A 22155-nucleotide genomic window follows, 5' to 3' on the forward strand; every position below is an offset into this window, starting at 1 on the left:
AGGGCGATCGTTCATGCCCCTGTCGGCGGGTTATCGGCAAGTTGTATGATGACTTGAAGGGAAGAGGCTTTCCGGCGGGCAAAAAAAAATCCCCGTATCTTTCGATACGAGGATTTTTAATATGGTCGGGGTAAGGGGATTCGAACTCCTGACATCCTGCTCCCAAAGCAGGCGCGCTACCGGACTGCGCTATACCCCGGTAAAAAAAAGGCGACCTTCGCAAGTCGCCTTCCTCGATCAGCGCTTTTGGCCTCTGATCTTAAGATTCGATTCCAGCGAACTGGTTTCAAAAATGGTGGGTCGTGTGGGATTCGAACCTACGACCAATTGGTTAAAAGCCAACTGCTCTACCAACTGAGCTAACGACCCAAATATGGTCGGGGTAAGGGGATTCGAACTCCTGACATCCTGCTCCCAAAGCAGGCGCGCTACCGGACTGCGCTATACCCCGATTGAAATGGCTCCGTGACCAGGACTCGAACCTGGGACCCAATGATTAACAGTCATTTGCTCTACCGACTGAGCTATCACGGAACTGATATTTCAAGTTACTGCTATTTACCGCTACAGCGTTGAAGCTTGCTGCAACCTCTTCGACCCGTTTGCATCGCTGCGTTCGTGTGTCTGAGGCGCGCTATTCTACAATCTTCAAAACCTCTGTCAACCCCTTAAATTGCTTTCAAGACAATGATTTGCAACTTATTTTGGATTCCTTCTCAGTGAGAAGTCGCCCTCGCGGTGACGTACTGCGGGGCGCACTTTACAAGCCTTTTCCTTTGAGTTCAACGGCCTGACGAAAAAAATGGCCTCGCCAGGCGAGGCCATTTCAATCACCGGCTGTTGCGGCTTTCAGTTGAAGACGATCTCGTCGTTTTCCACGGTGCCGGTCACGGTTTCGCCGGGCATGAAGCGACCGGACAGAATCAACTGCGCCAACGGGTTTTCGATCCAGCGCTGGATGGCCCGTTTCAGCGGCCGTGCGCCATAGACCGGGTCGTAACCCACCGCGATCAGCTTGTCCAACGCCTCGTCGCTCAGTTGCAGCTTCAGCTCACGCTCGGTGAGACGGCTGCGCAGGCGACCCAGCTGGATCTCGGTAATACCGGCGATCTGATCACGGGCCAGCGGCTCGAAGATCACCACTTCGTCCACCCGGTTGATGAACTCGGGACGGAAGTGCGTGGAAATCGCGTCCATCACCGCAGCGCGTTGCGCCTCGCGATCGCCGACCAATTCCTGGATCTGCGTCGAGCCCAGGTTGGAGGTCATCACGATCACCGTGTTGCGAAAATCCACCGTACGGCCGTGGCTGTCAGTCAGGCGACCGTCCTCAAGCACCTGCAAGAGAATGTTGAACACGTCCGGGTGGGCCTTCTCGACCTCATCGAGCAGGATCACCGAGTAGGGTTTACGCCGCACGGCCTCGGTCAGGTAACCGCCCTCTTCGTAGCCGACATAGCCTGGCGGCGCACCGATCAAGCGGGCCACGGAATGTTTCTCCATGAACTCGGACATGTCGATGCGCACCATGGCCTCTTCGGTGTCGAAGAGGAATTCGGCCAGCGCCTTGCACAGCTCGGTCTTGCCCACGCCGGTCGGGCCGAGGAACATGAACGAGCCGCTCGGACGGTTAGGGTCCGACAACCCGGCACGGGACCGACGCACGGCGTTGGAGACCGCCACCACGGCTTCTTCCTGGCCGATCACGCGCTGGTGCAACAGGCTTTCCATCTTCAGCAGCTTGTCGCGCTCGCCTTCAAGCATTTTCGACACGGGAATGCCGGTCCACTTGGAAACCACCTCGGCGATTTCCTCTTCGGTGACCTTGCTACGTAGCAGCTGGTTTTCGCTCTTGCCGTGCTGGTCGACCATCTGCAGGCTGCGCTCAAGGTCCGGAATCACCCCGTATTGCAGCTCGGCCATGCGGTTGAGATCGCCCTTGCGGCGGGCCGCTTCCAGTTCCTGGCGAGACTGTTCGATCTTCTGCTGGATCTGCGCCGAGCCCTGGACTTCGGCTTTCTCCGAATTCCAGATTTCTTCGAGATCGGAATACTCGCGCTCGTGCCGGACAATTTCTTCCTGCAATCTTTCCAGGCGTTTCTTCGCGGCCTCGTCGCTCTCTTTTTTCAGGGCCTGGGACTCGACCTTGAGCTGAATCAAGCGCCGCTCCAGACGATCCAGTACCTCAGGCTTGGAATCGATTTCCATGCGGATGCGGCTGGCGGCCTCGTCAATCAGGTCGATGGCCTTGTCCGGCAATTGCCGGTCAGTGATATAGCGGTGGCTGAGCTTCGCTGCCGCGATGATCGCGCCGTCGGTGATCGCCACCTTGTGGTGAACCTCGTAGCGCTCCTTCAGGCCGCGCAAGATCGCGATGGTGTCTTCTTCGCTCGGCTCCTCCACCAGCACCTTCTGGAAGCGCCGTTCCAGGGCCGCATCCTTCTCGATGTACTGGCGGTATTCGTTGAGCGTGGTCGCGCCAACGCAATGCAACTCGCCACGGGCCAGCGCAGGCTTGAGCATGTTGCCGGCGTCCATCGAGCCCTCGCCCTTGCCGGCCCCGACCATGGTGTGCAATTCGTCGATGAACAGGATGATCTGCCCTTCCTGCTTCGACAGTTCATTGAGCAAGGCCTTGAGCCGTTCCTCGAATTCGCCGCGGTACTTGGCGCCAGCGATCAGCGCCCCCATGTCGAGGGACAGCAAGCGCTTGCCCCGCAGGCCGTCGGGCACTTCGCCATTGATGATGCGCTGGGCCAGGCCCTCGGCGATGGCGGTCTTGCCCACGCCAGGTTCACCGATCAGCACCGGGTTGTTCTTGGTGCGACGCTGCAGGACCTGGATGGTGCGGCGAATCTCATCGTCACGGCCGATCACCGGGTCAAGCTTGCCTTCCTCTGCGCGCTTGGTCAGGTCGACGGTGTACTTGTCCAGCGCCTGGCGCGCTTCCTCGTGGTTGGGGTCGTTGACCGCATCGCCACCACGCAGGTTGTTGATGGCATTTTCCAGGGCTTTCTTGCTCACGCCCTGGCCGAGCAGCAACTTGCCCAGCTTGCTGTTCTCGTCCATCGCGGCGAGCAGCACCAGTTCGCTGGAAATGAACTGGTCGCCCTTCTGTTGGGCCAGGCGATCGGCCTGGTTGAGCAGCCGCGCCAGGTCCTGGGACATGTTCACGTCACCGGTCGGATTCTGGATCTTGGGCAGTTGGTCGAGTTCTTTGGCCAACTCTTTGCGCAGGCTGTTGACGTCAAAGCCCACCTGCATCAGTAGTGGCTTGATGGAACCGCCTTGCTGTTCGAGCATGGCCTGCATCAAGTGCGCCGGTTCGATGCCGGGATGGTCCAGGCCGACGGCCAGGGATTGGGCATCGGACAAGGCCAATTGCAGTTTGCTGGTTAAACGATCAATACGCATGGGTCACCTTCCTAATGAGCAGGCCGGACCTGGAAAAACATCCTGAATGAAGAAACCTGCCAGATACCGCTATAGATGTGGCCGATTCTGGAAGATTCAAGCAGTGCGCGGTTGATGCAGATCAGCAGAGTCTAGCGTTCAAGCCAGATCAGGGAAGCGAAGCGACCGGTGCGGGCGTTGCGACGGTAGGAAAAGAAGCGCGGATCGGTCACGGTGCACAGGCCGCCACCGTACACGGCGGTGACGCCGCGAGCCGCGAAACGCAGGCGCGCCAGCGCATAGATATCCGCCAGGTACTTCCCGGCATTGTGGCTGGGCATGAAGGCTTGTTGCGACTCGGGCAGTTGCGCAACAAAAACCTCACGCACCTCAGGCCCCACTTCGAACGCTTGCGGGCCGATGGCCGGGCCGAGCCAGGCGAGGATTTCTTCGGCCGGTACTTGCAGACGATCAAGGGTGGCTTCCAGGACTCCGTTGGCCAGCCCGCGCCAACCGGCATGGGCTGCCGCGACATGGGTGCCGGCGTGGTTACAGAACAATACAGGCAGGCAATCGGCCGTCATTGCCGCGCAGGCGATACCCGGCGTGGCGGTCCAGCAGGCATCGGCGACAGCCACCTCGGCCGGGTCAGCTTCGACCACCTCGATACCGTGGACCTGCTGCAACCAGGCCGGACGCATGGCGAAACGATCGGTGAGGCGACGACGGTTTTCGGCGACGGCCGCAGGCTCATCGCCGACATGGTCGCCGAGGTTGAGGCTGTCGAACGGCGCCAGGCTGACGCCGCCCTCGCGGGTGGTGACACAGGCCTTGACCCGGGCCGGCGCGGGCCAGTCGGGTATCAGCCAGTCACTCATCCGATGAACGCCTCGCGATCCTGCTTGAGCAGCGTCAGCAGCCAGACGAAGTCATCCGGCAACGGAGATTCCCAGCTCATGCGCTTACCGGTCGTCGGGTGGTCCAGCTCCAGGAAACGCGCGTGCAGCGCCTGGCGCGGGAAGTTTTTCAACGATTCGACCATGGTCTGGCTCGCGGCCGGCGGAATGCGGAAGCGACCGCCATAGGCCGGGTCGCCCACCAGCGGGAAGTTGATATGGGACATATGCACGCGAATCTGGTGGGTCCGGCCGGTTTCCAGCTTGACCCGCACATGCGTGTGCGAACGAAAACGCTCCAGCACGCGGTAATGGCTGACCGCCTGCTTGCCACCTTCCATCACCGCCATGCGCTGGCGCTGCTGGCCGTGACGGCCGATCGGTGCGTTGATCTTGCCACCGGCGGTGACCACGCCGATCACGATGCATTCATAGATGCGGCTGACGCTGCGGCTTTGCAGCTGTGTGACCAGCTGTGTCTGCGCCTGGATGGTCTTGGCGACCACCATCAGGCCGGTGGTGTCCTTGTCCAGGCGGTGCACGATCCCGGCGCGGGGCACATTGATGATGTCCGGCACATGGTGCAGCAAGGCGTTGAGCAGGGTGCCATCGGCGTGACCGGCCGCCGGGTGGACCACCAGGCCCGCGGGCTTGTTGATCACCAGGATGTCGTCGTCTTCGTAGACGATGTCCAGGGCAATGTCCTGGGCGACCCATTCTCCCTGGGCCTCCTGCTCGGCGGTCAGTTCGAGGATGGCGCCACCATGGACGATGTCGCGCGGACGGATCACCGCCCCGTCCACTGTCAGGCGACCGTCCTTGATCCAGGCGGAAAGGCGCGAGCGCGAGTGCTCGGCGAAGAGTTGGGCGGCGACTTGATCGAGGCGTTGGCCGCCCAATTCGGACGGCACCTCTGCGCGAAGTTCTATTTTATCGGACATGCTCGGACTGGGCGTCGGCACAGCCTTTGGTTTCGGCTGCGCGCTTGTGGTTAAATACGGCGTCTTTTGCCCCGAGGCTTTCAACGGGGCGCTCATCATAACAGGACGGCCCCGCCCAAGACAGCGGCCGTCATAGGGACGCAAGCCGCCATGCAAGTGAAACACCTGCTGCTGATCGCCATCCTCGCATTGACTGCTGCTTGCTCGTCGAAGGAAGTCGTAGACGAAAACCTGAGCGAAGTCGAACTGTACCAACAGGCGCAGAACGACCTGGATAACAACAGCTATACCAGCGCCACCGCCAAGCTCAAGGCGTTGGAGTCGCGGTATCCGTTCGGTCGCTACGCCGACCAGGCGCAGCTGGAGCTGATCTACGCCAACTACAAGAACGCCGAGCCGGAAGCTGCCAAGTCCGCCGCCGAGCGTTTCATTCGTCTGCACCCGCAGCACCCGAACGTCGATTACGCTTACTACCTCAAGGGCCTGACCTCCTTCGACCAGGACGTCGGCCTGCTGGCGCGCTTCCTGCCGCTGGACATGACCAAGCGTGACCCGGGCGCCGCGCGCGACTCCTACAACGAGTTCGCCCAGCTGACCAGCCGCTTCCCCAACAGCCGCTATTCGCCTGATGCCAAGCAGCGCATGATCTACCTGCGCAACCTTCTGGCGTCCTACGAAATCCACGTGGCTGACTACTACCTGACCCGCCAGGCCTATGTCGCCGCCGCCAACCGTGGCCGCTACGTGGTGGAAAACTTCCAGGAAACCCCATCGGTTGGCGACGGCCTGGCTGTCATGACCGAAGCCTACCAGCGCCTGCACCTGGATGACCTCGCGGCCACCAGCCTGGAAACGCTGAAGCTGAACTACCCCGATCACCCATCGCTGGTCGATGGCCAGTTCACCCCGCGGGTCGATGAAGCCGACAACCGTTCGTGGCTGAGCAAGGCGACCCTCGGCCTGATCGAATCCCGTCCGCCGCTGCCGCCGGGAGAAACCCGCGCCAACCAGGACGTCCAGCGCCAGTTCCAGGACGCCAAGGAAGCCATTCCGAACGAGCTCAAGCCCAAGGACGAAAATGGCGACGTGATCGAAGAAGAAGAGCCGGAAAGCGAATCCAGCGATCGCTCCTGGTTCAGCTACATGACCTTCGGCATGTTCGACTGAAAGCCAAGGCACCATAAAAGGGAGACCCTGGGTCTCCCTTTTTCATGCCTGCATTTTATTGCGCTGTGCGCCGTTCCTGTCCTTGGCTAAACTGCCTGATCTCTAGCCAAAAAGCCGCCCATCATGCTTCGTTTACTGTTCTGGATCGCCCTGATTGCCGCCGCGATATGGTTGTGGCGCAAGTTCAAGGCAACCTCCGCCACATCGAACACCTCGCGTGACCATGACGCGCGCCCCATGGTGCGTTGCGCCCAGTGCGGGGTGCACCTGCCGCGCGACCGGGCGCTGGCCCTCGACCAACAATGGTATTGCAGCCAGGCTCACCTCGAGCAAGGCCCGGGTACTCGTGATCGCTGAGGCCTCGCGTCCCCGCGTCAAACAGGCGCAGCGTCTGCTGCGCCTCTATCACCTGTACCGCCTGAGCATCGGCATCACCCTGGTGCTGCTGATCACCAGCAACATGGACAACCGGCTGCTGGAGTTCGCCAACGACGACCTGCTGCGCAGCGGCAGCTGGTTGTATCTGGTGCTCAACATCCTGTTGGTGGTGTTCCTTGAAAATACGCGTCGCCCAGCCCGGCTGTTCGGGCTGGCGCTCACCGACGTATTGCTGCTGTCGTGGCTGTTCTTCGTCGCGGGTGGCGCCCCCAGCGCCATCGGCAACCTGATCATTGTCTCGGTAGCCATCGGCAACACCTTGCTGAAAGGGCGCATCGGCCTGCTGATCGCTGCCGTCGCCACCCTTGGCATCGTCGGCTCGACATTTGTCCTCGGCCTCAGCGACGCGAGCCGCCCCAGCAGCTATCTACAGGCAGGCACCCTGGGCGCCTTGTGTTTTGCCGCCGCTTTGCTGGTGCAAGGCCTGACCCGACGCCTGGAAGCCAGCGAAACCCTGGCCGAGCAACGGGCCAGCGAAGTGCTCAGCCTCGAAGCCCTCAACGCCTTGATCCTGCAACGCATGCGCACTGGCATCCTGGTGCTTGATCACCAGCACCGGGTGCGACTGGCCAACGAAAGCGCCTTGAACCTGCTGGGCATGCACGACCTGATCGGCCAGCAGATAAACGATTATTCCAGCGCCCTGGTCGAACGGTTGCAATCGTGGCAGAACAACCCCAGCCTGCGCGCGCAAAGCCTGACCATCAGCGGCACCGGCCTGACGCTGCAACCCAGCTTCATCGCCCTCGGCCCTCAGGATCAGCAGCAAATCCTGGTATTTCTCGAAGACTTGGCCCAAGTGGCCCAACATGCCCAGCAACTGAAACTCGCCTCCCTCGGGCGCCTCACCGCGGGTATTTCACATGAAATCCGCAACCCTCTGGGCGCCATCAGCCACGCCGCGCAATTGCTCGGTGAATCCGAGGAACTGAACAACGCCGACAGACGTCTGACGCAGATTATTCAAGACCACTCCCTACGAATGAATCGCGTCATCGAAAACGTCCTGCAGCTGTCCCGCCGTCAGCAAACCGCGCCGCAACGCCTGGATTTACGCACATGGCTGGAGCAATTCGTCCGGCAGACCCGGGAAAACACGGCCGAACCCCAGCGATTGCACCTGAGCATCGACCCGGGCGACTACATCACACTCATGGACCCCGACCAACTGGCCCAGGTGCTCGACAATCTGCTGCGCAACGCCTGGCGTCATAGCGCAATGGCCCATGAACAGGCCGAGGCCTGGTTGAAGCTGTTCGTCGACCCGCACAGTCAACTGGCCACGCTGGACATCATCGACAACGGCCCTGGCGTAACGCCGGAGCAGCAGGCGCATTTGTTCGAACCTTTCTTCACCACCAGCAGCCAGGGCACCGGCCTCGGGCTCTATCTGTCCCGTGAGCTGTGCGAAAGCAACCAGGCCCGCCTAGACTTCAAATCACGCCAAGGCGGCGGTTGCTTTCGCATCACCTTTGCTCACGGACGGAAACAGATTTGAATACACGCGCACGGCAACGAATCCTGATCGTCGATGACGAACCGGACATCCGCGAACTCCTGGAAATCACCCTGGGAAGGATGAAACTCGACACCCGCAGCGCCAAGAACCTTGCCGAGGCCCAAGCCCTGCTGGCAGGTGAAACCTTCGACCTGTGCCTGACCGACATGCGCCTGCCCGATGGCACCGGCCTGGAACTGGTGCAACACATCCAGCAACGCGTTCCTCAACTGCCGGTGGCGATGATCACCGCCTATGGCAGCCTGGAAGTTGCTATCGACGCGCTCAAGGCCGGCGCCTTCGACTTCCTGACCAAACCGGTCGACCTGGGGCGGCTGCGGGAGCTGATCGGCAGCGCCTTGCGCCTGTCGCCGGGGGCTGCGCCGAGTGCGACCGTCGAGCGCTGCCTGTTGGGCGACTCACCACCCATGCGCAGCGTGCGCCGACAGATTGAAAAACTCGCCCGCAGCCAGGCACCGGTCTACATCAGCGGCGAATCAGGCTGCGGCAAGGAACTGGTGGCGCGCCTGATTCATGAACAAGGCCCTCGCTACAGCCAGGGGTTTGTGCCGGTCAATTGTGGGGCCATTCCAACGGAGTTGATGGAAAGCGAGTTTTTCGGCCATCGAAAAGGCAGCTTCACCGGCGCCATCGAAGACAAGCCCGGCCTGTTCCAGGCGGCTCACGGCGGAACTCTGTTCCTCGATGAAGTCGCCGACCTGCCACTGGCGATGCAGGTCAAGCTGTTGCGTGCCATCCAGGAAAAAGCCGTGCGCGCGGTGGGCGGGCAACAGGAAGAAGTGGTGGACGTGCGAATCCTCTGCGCCACCCACAAGGACCTCGGCGCAGAAGTCGCCGCCGGTCGCTTTCGCCAGGACTTGTATTACCGGCTGAATGTCATCGAATTGCGCGTCCCACCCTTGCGTGAACGCCGGGAAGACATCGAGTTGCTGGCCAACCACATGCTCCAGCGCCTGGCCACCAACGCCGGCAGCCCAGTGGCGACGCTCCATCCGCAAGCCCTCAAAGCGCTGCAGAACTACCGCTTCCCGGGCAACGTGCGAGAACTGGAGAACATGCTCGAACGGGCCTACACCCTGTGCGAACACCAGCAGATCGAGGCCGATGACTTGCGTCTCGCCGAACACAGCGGGGCTGGCGAGGCGGGCAATCCGGATCTGATGCAGGTCGACAATCTGGAAGATTATCTGGAGGACGTCGAACGCAAGGTCATCCTCCAGGCCCTGGAGGAAACCCGCTGGAACCGCACCGCAGCGGCGCAGAGATTGAAGTTGTCGTTTCGATCGATGCGGTATCGCTTGAAGAAGTTGGGGCTGGATTGAAGCCAGCGCTCATCCTGTGGCGAGGGAGCTTGCTCCCGCTCGGCTGCGCAGCAGTCGTAAAAACATCCTGCTGTTTCCCAGATGCACCTTGCTGAATGATTTTGGGTCTGCTGCGCAGCCCAGCGGGAGCAAGCTCCCTCGCCACGGGATTTTTGGTTGCTGCCGCAGCTGCGCTCCCACAGGGAGAGCCGAACCTACAGCCGCCCTGCCGGGGCATACGGCGCAGGATCAATCACCGGCTCACGCCCCAGCATCACATCGACGAACAACCGGCACGAAGCCGGCGCCAGCACCAGGCCATTGCGGTAATGCCCGCAGTTCAGCCACAGTCCCGCAAACCCCGGCACTTCGCCAATGTAGGGAATACCCTCCGGCGATCCTGGGCGCAACCCGGCCCAATGCCCCACCAACTCGGCGTCGGCCAACGCCGGGATCAACTCCAGAGCCGAAGTCTTGAGGCTTTCCAGCGCCGCATCGGTCGGCGTCTTGTCGAAGCCTTCATGCTCCAGCGTACTGCCGATCAAGATGTGCCCGTCACGACGCGGAATCGCATAACGGCCCTTGGCCAGGACCATGCTCGGCAAGAAATCGGACGCGCACTTGTACAGGATCATCTGGCCCTTCACCGGCTCGACCGGCAACTCCAGCCCCAGCGTTCCAAGCAACTCGCCGCTCCAGGCCCCCGCAGCGAGAACCACTTGATCACCGCGTATCTCCCCCGCTGAGCTCCTCACGCCACTGACACGCTCACCGTCGCGAATGAACCCGCTGACTTCGCAATGCTCATGAAGCGTGACATTCGGCATCGTCTGCAACGCTGCCTTGAGCGACTTCACCAGCCGCGGATTACGCACGTTCGCCACATCGGCCATATGGATCGCCCGGGAAAAGCCCGAGCCCAATACCGGAACCGCATCATGGACCGCGGAGATATCCACAGCCCGCAGCGGGCGCCCTTCCCGCTCGGCCCAGGCCAGTGCTTCGGCCTGATCGTCGAGGTCCAGCCAATACAGGCCGGTGATATGCACTTGCGGATCGATCCCGGTCGCGGCAAACAAGGACTCGCCCAGCTGTGGATAAAAATCCTGCGACCAGTGGGCCAGCGCGGTGACCGCCGGGCTATAGCGCCATGGGTACAGCGGCGAAACAATACCGCCGCCGGCCCAGGATGATTCCTGGCCAACGCCGGAGCGGTCCAGCAGCACCACCCGCTGGCCTTCGGAGGCGAGATTGAATGCCGTCAGCAGGCCGATGACTCCGCCGCCGACTATCACCACTTGCTGTTGCCTGGTCATGTTCTGTTTCGACTCACAAGACAGAGGGCGCTCGTCCGCACCCGGATAAAAAACTCAACGACCCCAGCAATCCTTGGTGGTCACGCCGGCAGCGAAGTTGATATTGGCCCGCTTGCCCGTGTTGTCGATCGTAAAATCACCGCACTTGTCCGTCGCCATGGACGAGCCACTTCTGCGTAGTGCGGTCAGGGTAAAGCTCTGCTCCGTCGGCGTCAGGTTAATAGTGTAGAAATCGTTGCCACTGCTCAGGCCAGTCGCGTTGGTATAGACGTTGGTCTTCGAATAGTGACGCTCAAGGATTTGTGCCTGCTCCGACAGCAGCCCGGCGATTTCGGCCCGCCGCCCCTTTTTCATGTATTCGGTCAGGCTGGGATAGCCGATGGTGATCACGATACCGATGATCGCGATGACAATCATGATTTCGATCAAGGTGAAACCCCGGTTGGATTTGCGCATGCCTTACCTCACTGTATTTGCCGCCACATGATACGACGGCTGCCACCGACGGACTTGGTCAGCAGGTCGGTGATTCCACCACCGGAGTCATTCACGACCATATTGGTTGCTCCATTGGCGCTGACGACGGCGCTCAAGGTCGGGATCCCCCCCGTGAACACCACGCCAGCGGAAATCGTGTCGAGGGTATTGATCGAGCCATCGTTGTTGGTATCGAGCACCGCGTAGTTGAGCATCTTACCGTTGAACGCATCCACTTCGATCAGCTTGCCGGTACCGAAGCTCGCGCATGGGTCAGTGGTATCAACGGCGGCGGTGGTAAAGACCACACGCCCAAGTACCAGGCTGGCCGGGTTGATCACCCGTTCACCGGTCAGCGCGTTGTTGTATATCAGCGGCAGATACCAGCCTTTTTGCGTGGGATAGGCCACGTTGTTCTGGCTGGTGGTCACGAATTGCCCGGTAGTACCGGAAAAAATGCTGGTGATCGACTGGGCCTGCAGGTTCGCCACGGTAATCTGCCCGGCGCCACCGCTAGCGTCCCAGATCGAATAGAACCCTTGCAGGTCCTTGTTGAGCTTGTCCGCCGACTCATTGAACTTGCCCGTGCCGAAAAATACCTGGATGCCGCCCTGGGGGTTTTCCGCCAGCAGCGGTTGCGCGGTGATCGGCTGTGTCGCCCCACCTGGAGCGGTGAACAACGGCTGGCCGGCAAACGCCAGGCCCCAGGTGTTCGGCGAAGTTGCGCTGAGGTCGAACTTCCACATCCGTCCTTTCAGGTCCCCACCATAGGCCGCCTGCACAACGTTCTGGGCGTTGACCCGCAGCTTGACCGACGAAAGGCCGTTATTGGTGTCGGGGCTGTTGACGACTATCTTGCGAATCAGCGAGCCGTCGCGAACGTCCACCACGTACAGCGCCGCCACACCGGTATTACTGCCATACCCATTGGCGATGAACGCCGCCCAGCGACCGTCCGCGAGGCGCGCGACTTCAGGGCGCGCGTAGGCGTAGCCCAGGTCATTGAAGACATTGGCTGCGTTGGCGAGGGTCGGCGCGCTGATCTCCCACAGTGCCCGGATCGCGTTGCCTGCCGCTGCGTCGAACAGTTGCACCGCGTAAAACGCCCGGCCGCCCGCGCCGGTGCCACCCAGGGCCAGCGTTTTCCAGACGCTGCCCAGTTGCGCATCGAATACGGCAACCTGTCCGTCCACCAGGAATTTATGACTCACGCCATTGATGTAGCCGGGATCAGCGATGAGCTGCAATGAGGGAAGCACGGTCGACGGCATATATGCGTAACGGCGGGTTCCGTTGGCGCTGTTGATGACACTAAAGAAACCATCATTGCCATTCACCACCAGGCTGCTGCTCATGTTTGCCGCCTTGGTCGTCAGGTAATTGCTGTAACTGGTGTCGTTCAGCAGGTCCGAGGCGGTCTGGTCAGTGGGCGAGGCCAGGACCAGCGGCGAATTGATAATGTCCCCCAGCAGGACGCTGCGCACCTTGAGCCCGGTCCTGTTGACGCCTTTGCTCCACTCCACCAGATCGCTGCCGGTGATCCCCGTGGGCAGGCCCTGGCTCAGGCTGGTTTGCTGGGCCGGCGAAAAGTTGCCATAGGCCAGGGTCACCGGCACGTTGGTCGCGGTGTTCCAGGACTGGTAGATCGGCGGTGTGGCACCGGGAACGATAGCGGTGTCAGTGGTCCACTGCGCTGCTGCGGTGTTCACCGTTCCAGTGGAATTGAAGCCGAATGCCTTGATGGTACCGCGCCAGTCCCTGGGGTCGTAGGTGGTCTGGTAAAAACTGGAAGTGCTGGAGAGCGTCGCGCCATTGCTGGTGCCGCCGCCTCCGGAACCGGCCTTGGAGGTGATGTCGCTCAGGGCCGACGACAGGGCCGAGTTCAGGCCTTCACTGTCGGTGGCCGGATAATATTTGCCCGCACCGTAGCGAGCGGCGTCGGAAAGCATCTGGTTGGTGACAGCAAAACCCACAGTATAAGTATTGAGGTACTGCCGGCGGAATTCGGCTCCATCCCAGCTTTTCCCGGTGACGTCGGTGCCGGTGGAACGCATGTCGGTGTCGAAGGCGAATTTGGCGATGTCATCCAGATACAGCGTGTCACCCTCTCCGTCCCCCCTGGGATCGGCGCCATCGTTGGCGCTGATGCCATCCCAGTTTGGCAAGCGGCTTCCCCCGGACGGATCATCGGTAGGAAACGTTCGGTCAAAAGTGGGCAAACCATCAGTGATCACCACGCCAAAATTTTTCTGGCATCGGTACTGAATCGGACTGGTATAGGTACTTGGGGTGCTGTTGTAATAAGGCGCCATACCTCTGAAATAACGAGTGACTTCGTAGTAACTCTCAGCCAGCGGCGTATTGGCGACGGCGCCTAGAGCGTTTATGGCGCTGATCAAGGCGCTGTAGTTAGTATTCGCCTGCGTCTGGGTGACACTGCCACTTACCGGCGACAGATCGCTGATCGCACGAGCAATATAGCCGCCAGGGCCGGAATTGAAGCTGTTGGGCGAATTGAAAGTGGCAAGGCCGATGCGCAGGGAGCGATTGTTGCCGACCAGATCAGTCGAAACATTCCTTGCTACGTTTATTCGATAGTCTCTCGGGATTGAGCCGTTGGTGAAGTCCCGGCTTGAACCGTTGGCAAGGGTGACTAGATAAGATAAGTACTTAGCTGTGTAGCGAGTATTCTCGCCGCCAACCGGATCGGGTAACCGCAGGCAAACCTGACCAAAGCCAGTTCGGTAGAAGCCATACCAGCCATTTAAACAATCGCCGCGGAACAGACTCGCAAGCAAGACGTTCCCGTCGTTTGCCGCAAGCAGCGCCCTATTGCTGCTGCTACAACTTCTGTCGTCAGTGCATATAGAAATCGGTGGTTGCGTTGCCGCCGGATCAAACCCCGCCGCCCAGATAATGTTGTTCATGCTTCCCGAATCATCGATCAGCAGCATTACGTTGGGCGTCACCGCCGCCGCACTCAACAACGGCGATTCCGACGGTGTGAAGCCATAGACCGGGGCCGTCAGGTAAAGGCTGAGCAGCACTCCCCACAACGCCTGTCGCCAGCCCCGAAGCACTCTAATATTTCGCATAGATGCTCTCCACCACGCTGCGCTGGTTGTTGCCCACCACCGCCACCGCCGTGATCCGGTACAGCGTCGCCGAGGTATTGAGCGGCACGTTGACTGCCGTAAGGGTTGTGCCGATATTCTGCACGCCGTAAAACCCACCGGCGGCGGCCACCCAGAGCACCCCCGACGAGGAATAACGCCCCGCCACCGTCACTGTTGCCGACTCAGGCGGTGGCGCGCATTGGGCCGCGGTACAAACCGGCAACGAATAACTTTCTGCCTGCACCGCGCTTTCCCCGATCCTCAGCGCGGCCTCGGCCATCTGGAACGACTGGTTGCGCTGCATGACGCTGCTGGTCATCTTTTCCTGGAGCGTGGCGCTCTGCATCGATGACAAACCAATCAGTGTCAGCAGCAGCAAAAAGACCAGGCTGACCAGCAAGGCCATGCCACGCTGGCGATACCCGAAACCTGTCGACCTCATCAGTCGCCCCCTCATAGCAGCCGGTTGCGCAAGGCAGCAACCACGTTGAAGGTCTGCTCGCGCACGGTATTTTTCGGGTCGTACAGCGTCAGCGTCAGGCGCACGCTGCGGATCAGCGCCGGGTCGCTCGGGTTGCCGCTGTAGCTGGTGGCCGCGATGTCCGTCGCGCTGCCGGCCACGCCGAAGGTCACGTCGAATGCCCGCACGTTATCCACCAGCACCGCCATGGTCGGGTTGCCAGCGCCGCTCCCCAGCAATAACTGATTGTTGTTGAAACCATAGATCAGCCGCCGGATCGGAAAGGCCATCTGCCCGCTCGCGGGTGCTCGCGTTCCGGTGTAGGCGGTGGCCGTATTGCGGCAATCGGAAACGATGGTCCAGGTCGGCGCACTGCCGCTATTGCCGATATCCGCCGTGACCAGGGTCAACCTGCGGGTGGCGTTGTCCCAGCGAATCGGGGTGATCTGGCTGGCGGCGAAATCATTGTTCGAAGACGCATCGGTGACCGTCGCCAGGCAGCCGAACATGCCCACCATGCGAATTTCCTGAACCATTTTGCTCAAGGCAAACCGTGCATCCTCCTGCATTACCGCGGCGGCACTCTGGCTTACGTAAGTATTTTTCGCTGCGATGAAAATCTGCACGACGCCCAGCACGACGATCAGGCTGATGACCAGCGCGATCATCAGTTCGATCAGCCCGAAACCCCGGCTATGCCGGTTCATGGCGTCGTCGCCACTGGATCGACAGCGACCCGGCTGGTCAGCACAAAGCTGCGTCGCGCCTCGGCCGCGTTGGTCGTGTTGGCAGCCCGGGCGTCGTCCCAGGAAATGGTGATGGTGTAGACCCGCTGGTTCAGCGCAACCGTACCGGTGGCCGTGGCGCCGCCGAAAGCGACGATGTTGGTCTTGAAGTCATAAAGATCCTGGTCCCGGGCCACGTTGAGGTTCGGCGAGCTCGGCGGCGTGATGGTGTAGTCGGCACCGGAATTGGCCCGGATGCGGTCCAACAGGTCGTAGGCGATGAAGCTGGCCTGGCTGGTCATGCGCGAGCTGTCGGTGTATTTGAGAGCATTGAGCTGGACCATCGCCGCGCCCAGCAAACCCACGCCGAGAATCAGCATCGCCACCAGCACCTCGATGAGCGTCATGCCCTCCTGCGCCGTTTTACTGCAATCCTTCATCCGCAATTTCCACCCAATACGATTCGTCCATTGAGGCAGACATTGAGCGTCCTGCTCTGCGCCCCTCTCACGTAATTGAAGCCCACCGGCGTGGTCGGTGCCGATAACCCGCCCAGGTTGTTGAAATCAATGTTGGTCACTTCTGAGGTTAGCGTCAGAGTCACGCCGCCGCCCATTGCTGGAACAACCCGCAATACATTGGTCGGATTGGCCGGGTTGCCCGTGTTGTCATACACCATCAATTCACCGCTCCAGGCACCGCCCTGCGTGGTGGGACGAATGCGCGTGGTGATGCCACGGTTGATCGCTTCCATTCGCGCGAAATTCAAGGCTCGGCGCAGGTCGTCGATCTCGGTATCGGCCTTGGTACTTTGCAGCGAGCCGGTGAATGACGGCACCGCCATGGTGATCAGGATCAGCAGCACGCCGAGGGCCACCAACACCTCGATCAGCGTGAAACCTTTTGTACGAAGATCCATCGATGCCCTCCGTTGCCGTCGGCTATACCTGCTTCTACACGCTAGAACAAACCGTCGCCGTATGCGAAGTGCCACAACGATTCATAAGCCTTAAATCCGCTTCACGCTCTCCAGGGAGGAGACGTCATGCATCAACAGGGCTTCAGCCTGATTGAACTGCTCATGGGACTGGCGATTGCCGCAATTGTTCTGCCGTGGGCCGGTGCAAGCTACAAAGAGCTGATCGAGTCCATCGAACGCGAGGATACCGCCCGGTTGCTGATCAGCGGGTTGCGTTTTGCCCGCAGCGAAGCCATCACGCGCAACCGCCGCATCTTGATCCAGGGAATCGACAATGATTGGGGCAAGGGCTGGCGGATCACGCTGGACAACAAGGAGCAAACCTTGCTCAGGGAGCGCAGCGGTCATGCTCGGGTGGTTGGCAACTCCCCAGTGAAACGCCGGGTGAGGTTCGGCGGCCAGGGAGAAGCCCTGCACCCCGACGGCGCGTTCCAGGCAGGCACGCTGCATGTCTGCGCCAGACGCGGGCCGGTCAGCCATCACCAGGTGATCCTGGCGCCCTCCGGCCGCGTCCGCCTGGAAAGTGTCAAAGCCGAGCAGGCCCTCTGTGAAAAAGGACTCAAAGCAGGGAGCGGACCCGCAGCTCTTTCGGCATCGAGAACGTAATGTTTTCCTCGCGCCCCGCCAGCTCGTCGGCGCCCGTTGCGCCCCAGGCCTGCAACTGTTCGATCACCCCGCGTACGAGGACTTCCGGTGCGGAGGCGCCGGCGGTGATGCCGATCCGCTCGACACCATCGAACCAGCTGCGCTGCATGTCCTCGGCGCCGTCGATCAGGTAGGCCGGGGTCGACATGCGTTCGGCCAGCTCGCGCAAGCGGTTGGAGTTGGAGCTGTTCGGGCTGCCGACCACCAGGACCACATCGCACTCGTTGGCCAGTTGCTTGACCGCGTCCTGACGGTTCTGGGTCGCGTAGCAGATGTCGTCCTTGCGCGGCCCGCCGATGGCCGGGAAGCGCGCGCGCAGGGCGTCGATCACCCGGCTGGTGTCGTCCATGGACAAGGTAGTCTGCGTAACGAAAGCCAGCTTTTCCGGGTTGCGAACCTGCAAGGCCGCGACGTCTTCTTCGTCTTCAACCAGGTAGATCGCCCCGCCATTGCTGGCGTCGTACTGACCCATGGTGCCTTCAACTTCCGGGTGGCCTTCATGGCCGATCAGGATGCATTCGCGACCGTCACGGCTGTAGCGAGCCACCTCGATGTGGACCTTGGTAACCAGTGGGCATGTGGCATCGAACACTTTCAGGCCACGGCCAGCCGCTTCGGTACGCACCGCCTGGGAAACGCCGTGGGCGCTGAAGATCACGATCACGTCGTCCGGTACCTGGTCCAGTTCTTCGACGAAGATGGCCCCACGGCTGCGCAGGTCCTCGACGACGAACTTGTTGTGGACCACTTCATGGCGCACATAGATCGGCGGTCCGAAGACTTCCAGGGCGCGGTTGACGATTTCGATCGCCCGGTCCACGCCAGCGCAGAAGCCACGGGGGTTGGCGAGTTTGATTTGCATGCTGTGCCTCGTGTCTCTGGGAGCGAGCCTGCTCGCGATGCGGTGGTTCAGTCAACTCGGTGGCGACTGTGACGCAGCCTTCGCGAGCAGGCTCGCTCCCACAGGTATTGTGGGTGCGGTAATTGCTGTTAAACGTTAAACCGCCTTCACTTCAAGGATTTCCACCTCGAAGCTCAAGGTCTTGCCCGCCAGTGGGTGGTTGAAGTCCACGGTCACCTCGGCATCGTCAAAAGCTTTCACCACACCCGGCAGCTCGGCGTTGGCCGCGTCGTTGAAGATCACCAGCAGCCCCTCGGACAGCTCCATGTCCTGGAACTGCGAGCGTGGCATGGTCTGCACGTTTTGCGGGTTGGGCTGACCAAAGGCATTTTCCGGCGCAACCACCACGGTGCGCTTGTCGCCGGCCTTGAAACCGAAGATCGCCGCTTCAAAACCCGGCAGCAGGTTGCCGTCGCCGACCTTGAACACCGCCGGCGCCTTGTCGAACGTGCTGTCGACGGTGTCGCCGTTTTCCAGGTGCAGGGCGAAGTGAAGCTTCACTTCGGTGTTTTGAGCGATACGCTGCTCAGTCATGGACGGCTTCTCCGGTTTTCTTGCTCTTGAACATATCCAGGGCGAGCATCACGGCGCCCACGCTGATAGCACTGTCGGCAATATTGAACGCCGGGAAGTACCAGCGGTTCTGCCAATGCACCAGGATGAAATCGATCACATGGCCCAAGGCAATCCGGTCGTACAGGTTGCCCAGCGCGCCACCCAGGACCAGCGCCAGCGCCACGGCCAGCCAGGTCTCGTCACGCCCGAGGCGCTTGAGCCAGACCACCAGCACGGCGCTGACCACGACGGCAATCAGGGCGAACAGCCAACGCTGCCAGCCCGAACTGTCGGCCAGGAAGCTGAATGCCGCGCCGGTGTTGTAGGCCAGCGTCCAGCTGAAGTAATCGGGGATGACCACGATCTGCTGGTACATGGTCAACGAACTCTCGAAGTAGTACTTGCTGGCCTGGTCGATGACCAGTACCAGCACACTCAACCAGAGCCAGCCCAGCCGTCCGAAACGGCCCGCTGCGTTGGGCGCCAAATCAGGCATAGTGGCGAACCTCACCCGTACCGCTGATGTTGTCGACGCAACGCCCGCATATTTCCGGATGCTCCGGGTTCACGCCGACGTCTTCGCGGCAGTGCCAGCAACGGGCGCACTTGACGAAGCTCGACTTGACCACCTTGAGCTTCAGGCCGCTAACCTCGGTGACCACCGCATCGGCCGGCGCCTGCACCAGCGGCGCGACGCTGGCGGTAGAGGTGATCAGCACGAAGCGCAGCTCGTTGCCCAGCTTGGCCAGATCGGCGCCCAGCGCCTCTTCGGCGTAAAGGGTCACTTCAGCCTGCAGGTTGCCGCCGACAGCCTTGGCCGCCCGCTGGATTTCCATTTCCTTGTTGACCGCCGCCTTGACCGCCATGATCCGGTCCCAATACGCACGGTCCAGCTCGAAGCCTTGCGGCAGTTCGGTCAGGCCTTCGTACCAGGTGTTGAGCATCACCGATTCGTTGCGCTCGCCCGGCAGGTATTCCCACAATTCGTCGGCGGTGAACGCCAGGATCGGCGCGATCCAGCGCACCAGCGCCTCGCTGATGTGGAACAGCGCGGTCTGGCACGAACGACGTGCCTTGCTGTTGGCGCCGGTGGTGTACTGGCGGTCCTTGATGATGTCGAGGTAGAAACCGCCAAGCTCCTGCACGCAGAAGTTGTGGATCTTCGAGTAGACGTTCCAGAAACGGTATTCACCGTAGTGTTCCTGCAATTCGCGCTGCAGCAACAGGGTGCGGTCCACGGCCCAGCGGTCCAGCGCAAGCATGTCTTCGGCCGGCAGCAGGTCGGTGGCCGGGTTGAAACCGGTCAGGTTCGAGAGCAGGAAACGCGCGGTGTTGCGGATCCGCCGGTAGGCGTCCGCGCTGCGCTGCAGGATCTGCTCGGAAACGGCCATCTCGCCGGAATAATCGGTGGACGCGACCCACAGGCGCATGATGTCGGCGCCAAGGGTGTCGTTGACTTTCTGCGGCGCGATCACGTTGCCCAGGGACTTGGACATCTTGCGGCCGGCCTCATCAACGGTGAAACCGTGGGTCAGCAGCTCGCGGTACGGCGCGTGGTTGTCGATGGCGCAACCGGTCAGCAAGGACGAGTGGAACCAGCCACGGTGCTGGTCCGAACCTTCCAGGTACAGGTCGGCGCGCGGGCCGTTCGCGTGGCCCATCGGATGCGAGCCGCGCAACACGTGCCAATGAGTGGTGCCGGAATCGAACCAGACGTCGAGGGTGTCGCTGATCTTGTCGTACAGCGGCGCTTCGTCGCCGAGCAGCTCGGCGGCATCGAGCTTGAACCAGGCTTCGATGCCTTCGGCTTCAACGCGCTTGGCCACTTCTTCCATCAGTTCGACGGTGCGCGGGTGCAGCTCGCCGCTTTCCTTGTTCAGGAAGAACGGGATCGGCACGCCCCAGTTGCGCTGGCGGGAGATGCACCAGTCCGGACGGTTGGCGATCATCGAGTGCAGGCGCGCCTGACCCCAGGCCGGAACGAATTGGGTCTCTTCGATGGCCTTGAGCGAACGCTGGCGCAGGGTGTCGCCGCTGGTTGGCTGCTTGTCCATGCCGATGAACCACTGCGCGGTCGCGCGATAGATCAGGGGGGTCTTGTGGCGCCAGCAGTGCATGTAGCTGTGTTCGATGACAGTGGTGTGCAGCAGCGCGCCGACTTCGGTCAGCTTGTCGACGATGGCCGGGTTGGCTTTCCAGATGAACTGGCCGCCAAAGAATTCCAGCGACGGCACGTAGACGCCATTGCTCTGCACCGGATTGAGGATGTCATCGTTGACCATGCCGTATTTCTTGCAGGTCACGAAGTCGTCGACGCCATAGGCCGGCGCGGAGTGAACCACGCCAGTGCCGGCGCCCAGTTCCACGTAGTCGGCCAGATACACTGGCGACAGGCGGTCATAGAACGGATGACGGAAGTTGATCAGCTCCAGCGCCGAACCTGGCGCGGTGGCAATCACCGAACCTTCCAGGCTGTAGCGAGCCAGGCAGGATTCGACCAGCTCTTCGGCCAGCACCAGCAGTCTGTCGCCGACGTCGACCAGGGCGTAGTTGAATTCCGGATGGACATTCAGCGCCTGGTTGGCCGGGATGGTCCACGGGGTGGTGGTCCAGATCACGATGGCGGCCGGCTTGGCCAGCTTGCCCAGGCCGAAAGCGGCGGCAAGCTTGTCTTCATCGGCGATCGGGAACGCGACATCGATGGTCGAGGACTTCTTGTTCTCGTACTCGACTTCCGCCTCGGCCAAGGCCGAACCACAGTCGAAGCACCAGTTGACCGGTTTCAGGCCCTTGAACACGAAGCCGCCCTCGACGATTTTCGCCAGGGCACGGATCTCGCCGGCTTCGTTCGCAAAGTCCATGGTCTTGTACGGGTTGGCGAAGTCGCCCAGCACGCCGAGACGGATGAATTCGGACTTCTGCCCTTCGATCTGCTCGGTGGCGTAGGCACGGCACAGCTCGCGGGTCTTGTCGGCGCCCAGGTTCTTGCCGTGGGTGACTTCAACCTTGTGCTCGATCGGCAGGCCGTGGCAGTCCCAGCCCGGGACATACGGCGCGTCAAAACCCGACAGGGTCTTGGAGCGGATGATCATGTCCTTGAGAATCTTGTTCAGCGCGTGACCGATGTGGATGGTGCCGTTGGCGTACGGAGGGCCGTCGTGCAGGACGAACTTCGGACGATCCTTGCCAATTTCGCGCAACTTTCCGTACAGGCCAATGCTGTCCCAACGCTGCAGAATCTGTGGTTCGCGCTGAGGCAGGCCGGCCTTCATTGGGAAGGCGGTGTCCGGAAGGTTTAGCGTGGCTTTATAGTCGGTCATTTAAGG

19 protein-coding genes and 4 tRNA genes are annotated in these 22155 nt (G+C 61.2%); 5 read left to right on the plus strand and 18 right to left on the minus strand.

The window, feature by feature from the left end:
* Nucleotides 1-122 precede the first annotated feature (122 nt).
* The 7 genes from J3P97_RS22945 to rluD form a co-directional block, all read right to left on the minus strand.
* A tRNA-Pro gene (locus J3P97_RS22945) sits at nt 123-199 on the minus strand.
* 94 nt (nt 200-293) lie between these two features.
* A tRNA-Lys gene (locus tag J3P97_RS22950) sits at nt 294-369 on the minus strand.
* 5 nt (nt 370-374) lie between these two features.
* A tRNA-Pro gene (locus tag J3P97_RS22955) sits at nt 375-451 on the minus strand.
* A gap of 7 nt (nt 452-458) precedes the next feature.
* Nucleotides 459-534, minus strand: a tRNA-Asn gene (locus J3P97_RS22960).
* Nucleotides 535-849: 315 nt separating this feature from the next.
* Entirely contained in the window at nt 850-3414 is a 2565-nt protein-coding gene (clpB, locus tag J3P97_RS22965) for an ATP-dependent chaperone ClpB (protein ID WP_181290028.1), read from the minus strand.
* A 131-nt stretch (nt 3415-3545) separates the two neighbouring features.
* Nucleotides 3546-4271: a peptidoglycan editing factor PgeF gene (gene pgeF / locus J3P97_RS22970; RefSeq protein ID WP_434672823.1), complete on the minus strand. Its 726-nt coding sequence runs from the start codon at nt 4269-4271 to the stop codon at nt 3546-3548.
* Nucleotides 4268-5230 (minus strand): 23S rRNA pseudouridine(1911/1915/1917) synthase RluD, encoded by a 963-nt coding sequence (gene rluD / locus J3P97_RS22975; RefSeq protein WP_434571746.1) that lies wholly within the window; start codon nt 5228-5230, stop codon nt 4268-4270. The genes pgeF and rluD overlap by 4 nt, the downstream gene beginning before the upstream one ends.
* A gap of 150 nt (nt 5231-5380) precedes the next feature.
* On the opposite strand from rluD, the gene J3P97_RS22980 reads away from it, so the two are divergent.
* From J3P97_RS22980 to J3P97_RS22995, 4 genes are all read left to right on the plus strand, one after another.
* Nucleotides 5381-6397 carry an outer membrane protein assembly factor BamD gene (locus J3P97_RS22980; RefSeq protein ID WP_305498735.1) on the plus strand — a complete coding sequence of 339 codons (1017 nt, stop codon included), beginning with the start codon at nt 5381-5383 and terminating at the stop codon, nt 6395-6397.
* A 123-nt stretch (nt 6398-6520) separates the two neighbouring features.
* A complete protein-coding gene (locus J3P97_RS22985) occupies nt 6521-6754 on the plus strand; it encodes a PP0621 family protein (protein ID WP_434601868.1) in 234 nt (77 codons plus the stop codon).
* Nucleotides 6744-8333 (plus strand): two-component system sensor histidine kinase NtrB, encoded by a 1590-nt coding sequence (locus J3P97_RS22990; RefSeq protein WP_434672824.1) that lies wholly within the window; start codon nt 6744-6746, stop codon nt 8331-8333. The genes J3P97_RS22985 and J3P97_RS22990 overlap by 11 nt, the downstream gene beginning before the upstream one ends.
* Nucleotides 8330-9676, plus strand: coding sequence for a sigma-54-dependent transcriptional regulator (locus tag J3P97_RS22995; RefSeq protein ID WP_434672825.1), 1347 nt, complete (start codon nt 8330-8332; stop codon nt 9674-9676). Before J3P97_RS22990 ends, J3P97_RS22995 begins: the two co-directional genes overlap by 4 nt.
* A gap of 194 nt (nt 9677-9870) precedes the next feature.
* On the opposite strand, the gene thiO is transcribed toward J3P97_RS22995, so the two are convergent.
* From thiO to J3P97_RS23030, 7 genes are read right to left on the minus strand one after another with little or no spacing between them, the layout of a single operon-like run.
* A complete protein-coding gene (gene thiO, locus J3P97_RS23000) occupies nt 9871-10971 on the minus strand; it encodes a glycine oxidase ThiO (RefSeq protein WP_434672826.1) in 1101 nt (366 codons plus the stop codon).
* A 54-nt stretch (nt 10972-11025) separates the two neighbouring features.
* Nucleotides 11026-11427, minus strand: a complete 402-nt coding sequence (locus J3P97_RS23005; RefSeq protein WP_434601872.1) for a type IV pilin protein — start codon at nt 11425-11427, stop codon at nt 11026-11028.
* Between the two features lie 8 nt (nt 11428-11435).
* Entirely contained in the window at nt 11436-14543 is a 3108-nt protein-coding gene (locus J3P97_RS23010; protein ID WP_434672827.1) for a pilus assembly protein, read from the minus strand.
* Entirely contained in the window at nt 14530-15006 is a 477-nt protein-coding gene (locus J3P97_RS23015; RefSeq protein ID WP_434571733.1) for a pilus assembly PilX family protein, read from the minus strand. The genes J3P97_RS23010 and J3P97_RS23015 overlap by 14 nt, the downstream gene beginning before the upstream one ends.
* Nucleotides 15007-15017: 11 nt before the next feature.
* On the minus strand, nt 15018-15731 hold the full coding sequence (locus tag J3P97_RS23020) for a PilW family protein (RefSeq protein ID WP_434672828.1): 714 nt from the start codon (nt 15729-15731) through the stop codon (nt 15018-15020).
* Nucleotides 15728-16189: a type IV pilus modification protein PilV gene (gene pilV / locus J3P97_RS23025; protein WP_434672829.1), complete on the minus strand. Its 462-nt coding sequence runs from the start codon at nt 16187-16189 to the stop codon at nt 15728-15730. Before pilV ends, J3P97_RS23020 begins: the two co-directional genes overlap by 4 nt.
* The gene (locus tag J3P97_RS23030) at nt 16186-16668 is read right to left on the minus strand and encodes a GspH/FimT family pseudopilin (protein WP_434571729.1); all 483 of its coding nucleotides are present in this window, start codon (nt 16666-16668) and stop codon (nt 16186-16188) included. Before J3P97_RS23030 ends, pilV begins: the two co-directional genes overlap by 4 nt.
* 126 nt (nt 16669-16794) lie before the next feature.
* On the opposite strand from J3P97_RS23030, the gene J3P97_RS23035 reads away from it, so the two are divergent.
* Nucleotides 16795-17334, plus strand: coding sequence for a GspH/FimT family pseudopilin (locus tag J3P97_RS23035; RefSeq protein ID WP_434601876.1), 540 nt, complete (start codon nt 16795-16797; stop codon nt 17332-17334).
* On the opposite strand, the gene ispH is transcribed toward J3P97_RS23035, so the two are convergent.
* From ispH to ileS, 4 genes are all read right to left on the minus strand, one after another.
* On the minus strand, nt 17288-18235 hold the full coding sequence (ispH, locus tag J3P97_RS23040) for a 4-hydroxy-3-methylbut-2-enyl diphosphate reductase (protein WP_305498716.1): 948 nt from the start codon (nt 18233-18235) through the stop codon (nt 17288-17290). The two genes, J3P97_RS23035 and ispH, sit on opposite strands and share 47 nt — an antisense overlap.
* Before the next feature lie 135 nt (nt 18236-18370).
* Nucleotides 18371-18808, minus strand: coding sequence for an FKBP-type peptidyl-prolyl cis-trans isomerase (gene fkpB, locus J3P97_RS23045; RefSeq protein WP_434672830.1), 438 nt, complete (start codon nt 18806-18808; stop codon nt 18371-18373).
* Entirely contained in the window at nt 18801-19325 is a 525-nt protein-coding gene (gene lspA, locus J3P97_RS23050) for a signal peptidase II (protein ID WP_434601878.1), read from the minus strand. Before lspA ends, fkpB begins: the two co-directional genes overlap by 8 nt.
* Nucleotides 19318-22149 (minus strand): isoleucine--tRNA ligase, encoded by a 2832-nt coding sequence (ileS, locus tag J3P97_RS23055; RefSeq protein ID WP_434672831.1) that lies wholly within the window; start codon nt 22147-22149, stop codon nt 19318-19320. Before ileS ends, lspA begins: the two co-directional genes overlap by 8 nt.
* Nucleotides 22150-22155 lie beyond the last annotated feature (6 nt).

Origin of the sequence: Pseudomonas sp. R1-15, from assembly GCF_051132085.1 — a bacterium.
GTDB lineage: Bacteria > Pseudomonadota > Gammaproteobacteria > Pseudomonadales > Pseudomonadaceae > Aquipseudomonas.

Coding starts and splice junctions, on each gene's coding strand:
- thiO (WP_434672826.1), bottom strand. CDS start 10,971: ATGACCAGGCAACAGCAAGTGGTGATAGTCGGCGGCGGAGTCATCGGC.
- J3P97_RS23010 (WP_434672827.1), bottom strand. CDS start 14,543: ATGCGAAATATTAGAGTGCTTCGGGGCTGGCGACAGGCGTTGTGGGGA.
- J3P97_RS23020 (WP_434672828.1), bottom strand. CDS start 15,731: ATGAACCGGCATAGCCGGGGTTTCGGGCTGATCGAACTGATGATCGCG.
- J3P97_RS23035 (WP_434601876.1), top strand. CDS start 16,795: ATGCATCAACAGGGCTTCAGCCTGATTGAACTGCTCATGGGACTGGCG.
- pgeF (WP_434672823.1), bottom strand. CDS start 4,271: ATGAGTGACTGGCTGATACCCGACTGGCCCGCGCCGGCCCGGGTCAAG.
- lspA (WP_434601878.1), bottom strand. CDS start 19,325: ATGCCTGATTTGGCGCCCAACGCAGCGGGCCGTTTCGGACGGCTGGGC.
- ispH (WP_305498716.1), bottom strand. CDS start 18,235: ATGCAAATCAAACTCGCCAACCCCCGTGGCTTCTGCGCTGGCGTGGAC.
- rluD (WP_434571746.1), bottom strand. CDS start 5,230: ATGTCCGATAAAATAGAACTTCGCGCAGAGGTGCCGTCCGAATTGGGC.
- J3P97_RS23015 (WP_434571733.1), bottom strand. CDS start 15,006: ATGAGGTCGACAGGTTTCGGGTATCGCCAGCGTGGCATGGCCTTGCTG.
- J3P97_RS23005 (WP_434601872.1), bottom strand. CDS start 11,427: ATGCGCAAATCCAACCGGGGTTTCACCTTGATCGAAATCATGATTGTC.
- pilV (WP_434672829.1), bottom strand. CDS start 16,189: ATGAAGGATTGCAGTAAAACGGCGCAGGAGGGCATGACGCTCATCGAG.
- fkpB (WP_434672830.1), bottom strand. CDS start 18,808: ATGACTGAGCAGCGTATCGCTCAAAACACCGAAGTGAAGCTTCACTTC.
- J3P97_RS22980 (WP_305498735.1), top strand. CDS start 5,381: ATGCAAGTGAAACACCTGCTGCTGATCGCCATCCTCGCATTGACTGCT.
- J3P97_RS23030 (WP_434571729.1), bottom strand. CDS start 16,668: ATGGATCTTCGTACAAAAGGTTTCACGCTGATCGAGGTGTTGGTGGCC.
- ileS (WP_434672831.1), bottom strand. CDS start 22,149: ATGACCGACTATAAAGCCACGCTAAACCTTCCGGACACCGCCTTCCCA.
- clpB (WP_181290028.1), bottom strand. CDS start 3,414: ATGCGTATTGATCGTTTAACCAGCAAACTGCAATTGGCCTTGTCCGAT.
- J3P97_RS22985 (WP_434601868.1), top strand. CDS start 6,521: ATGCTTCGTTTACTGTTCTGGATCGCCCTGATTGCCGCCGCGATATGG.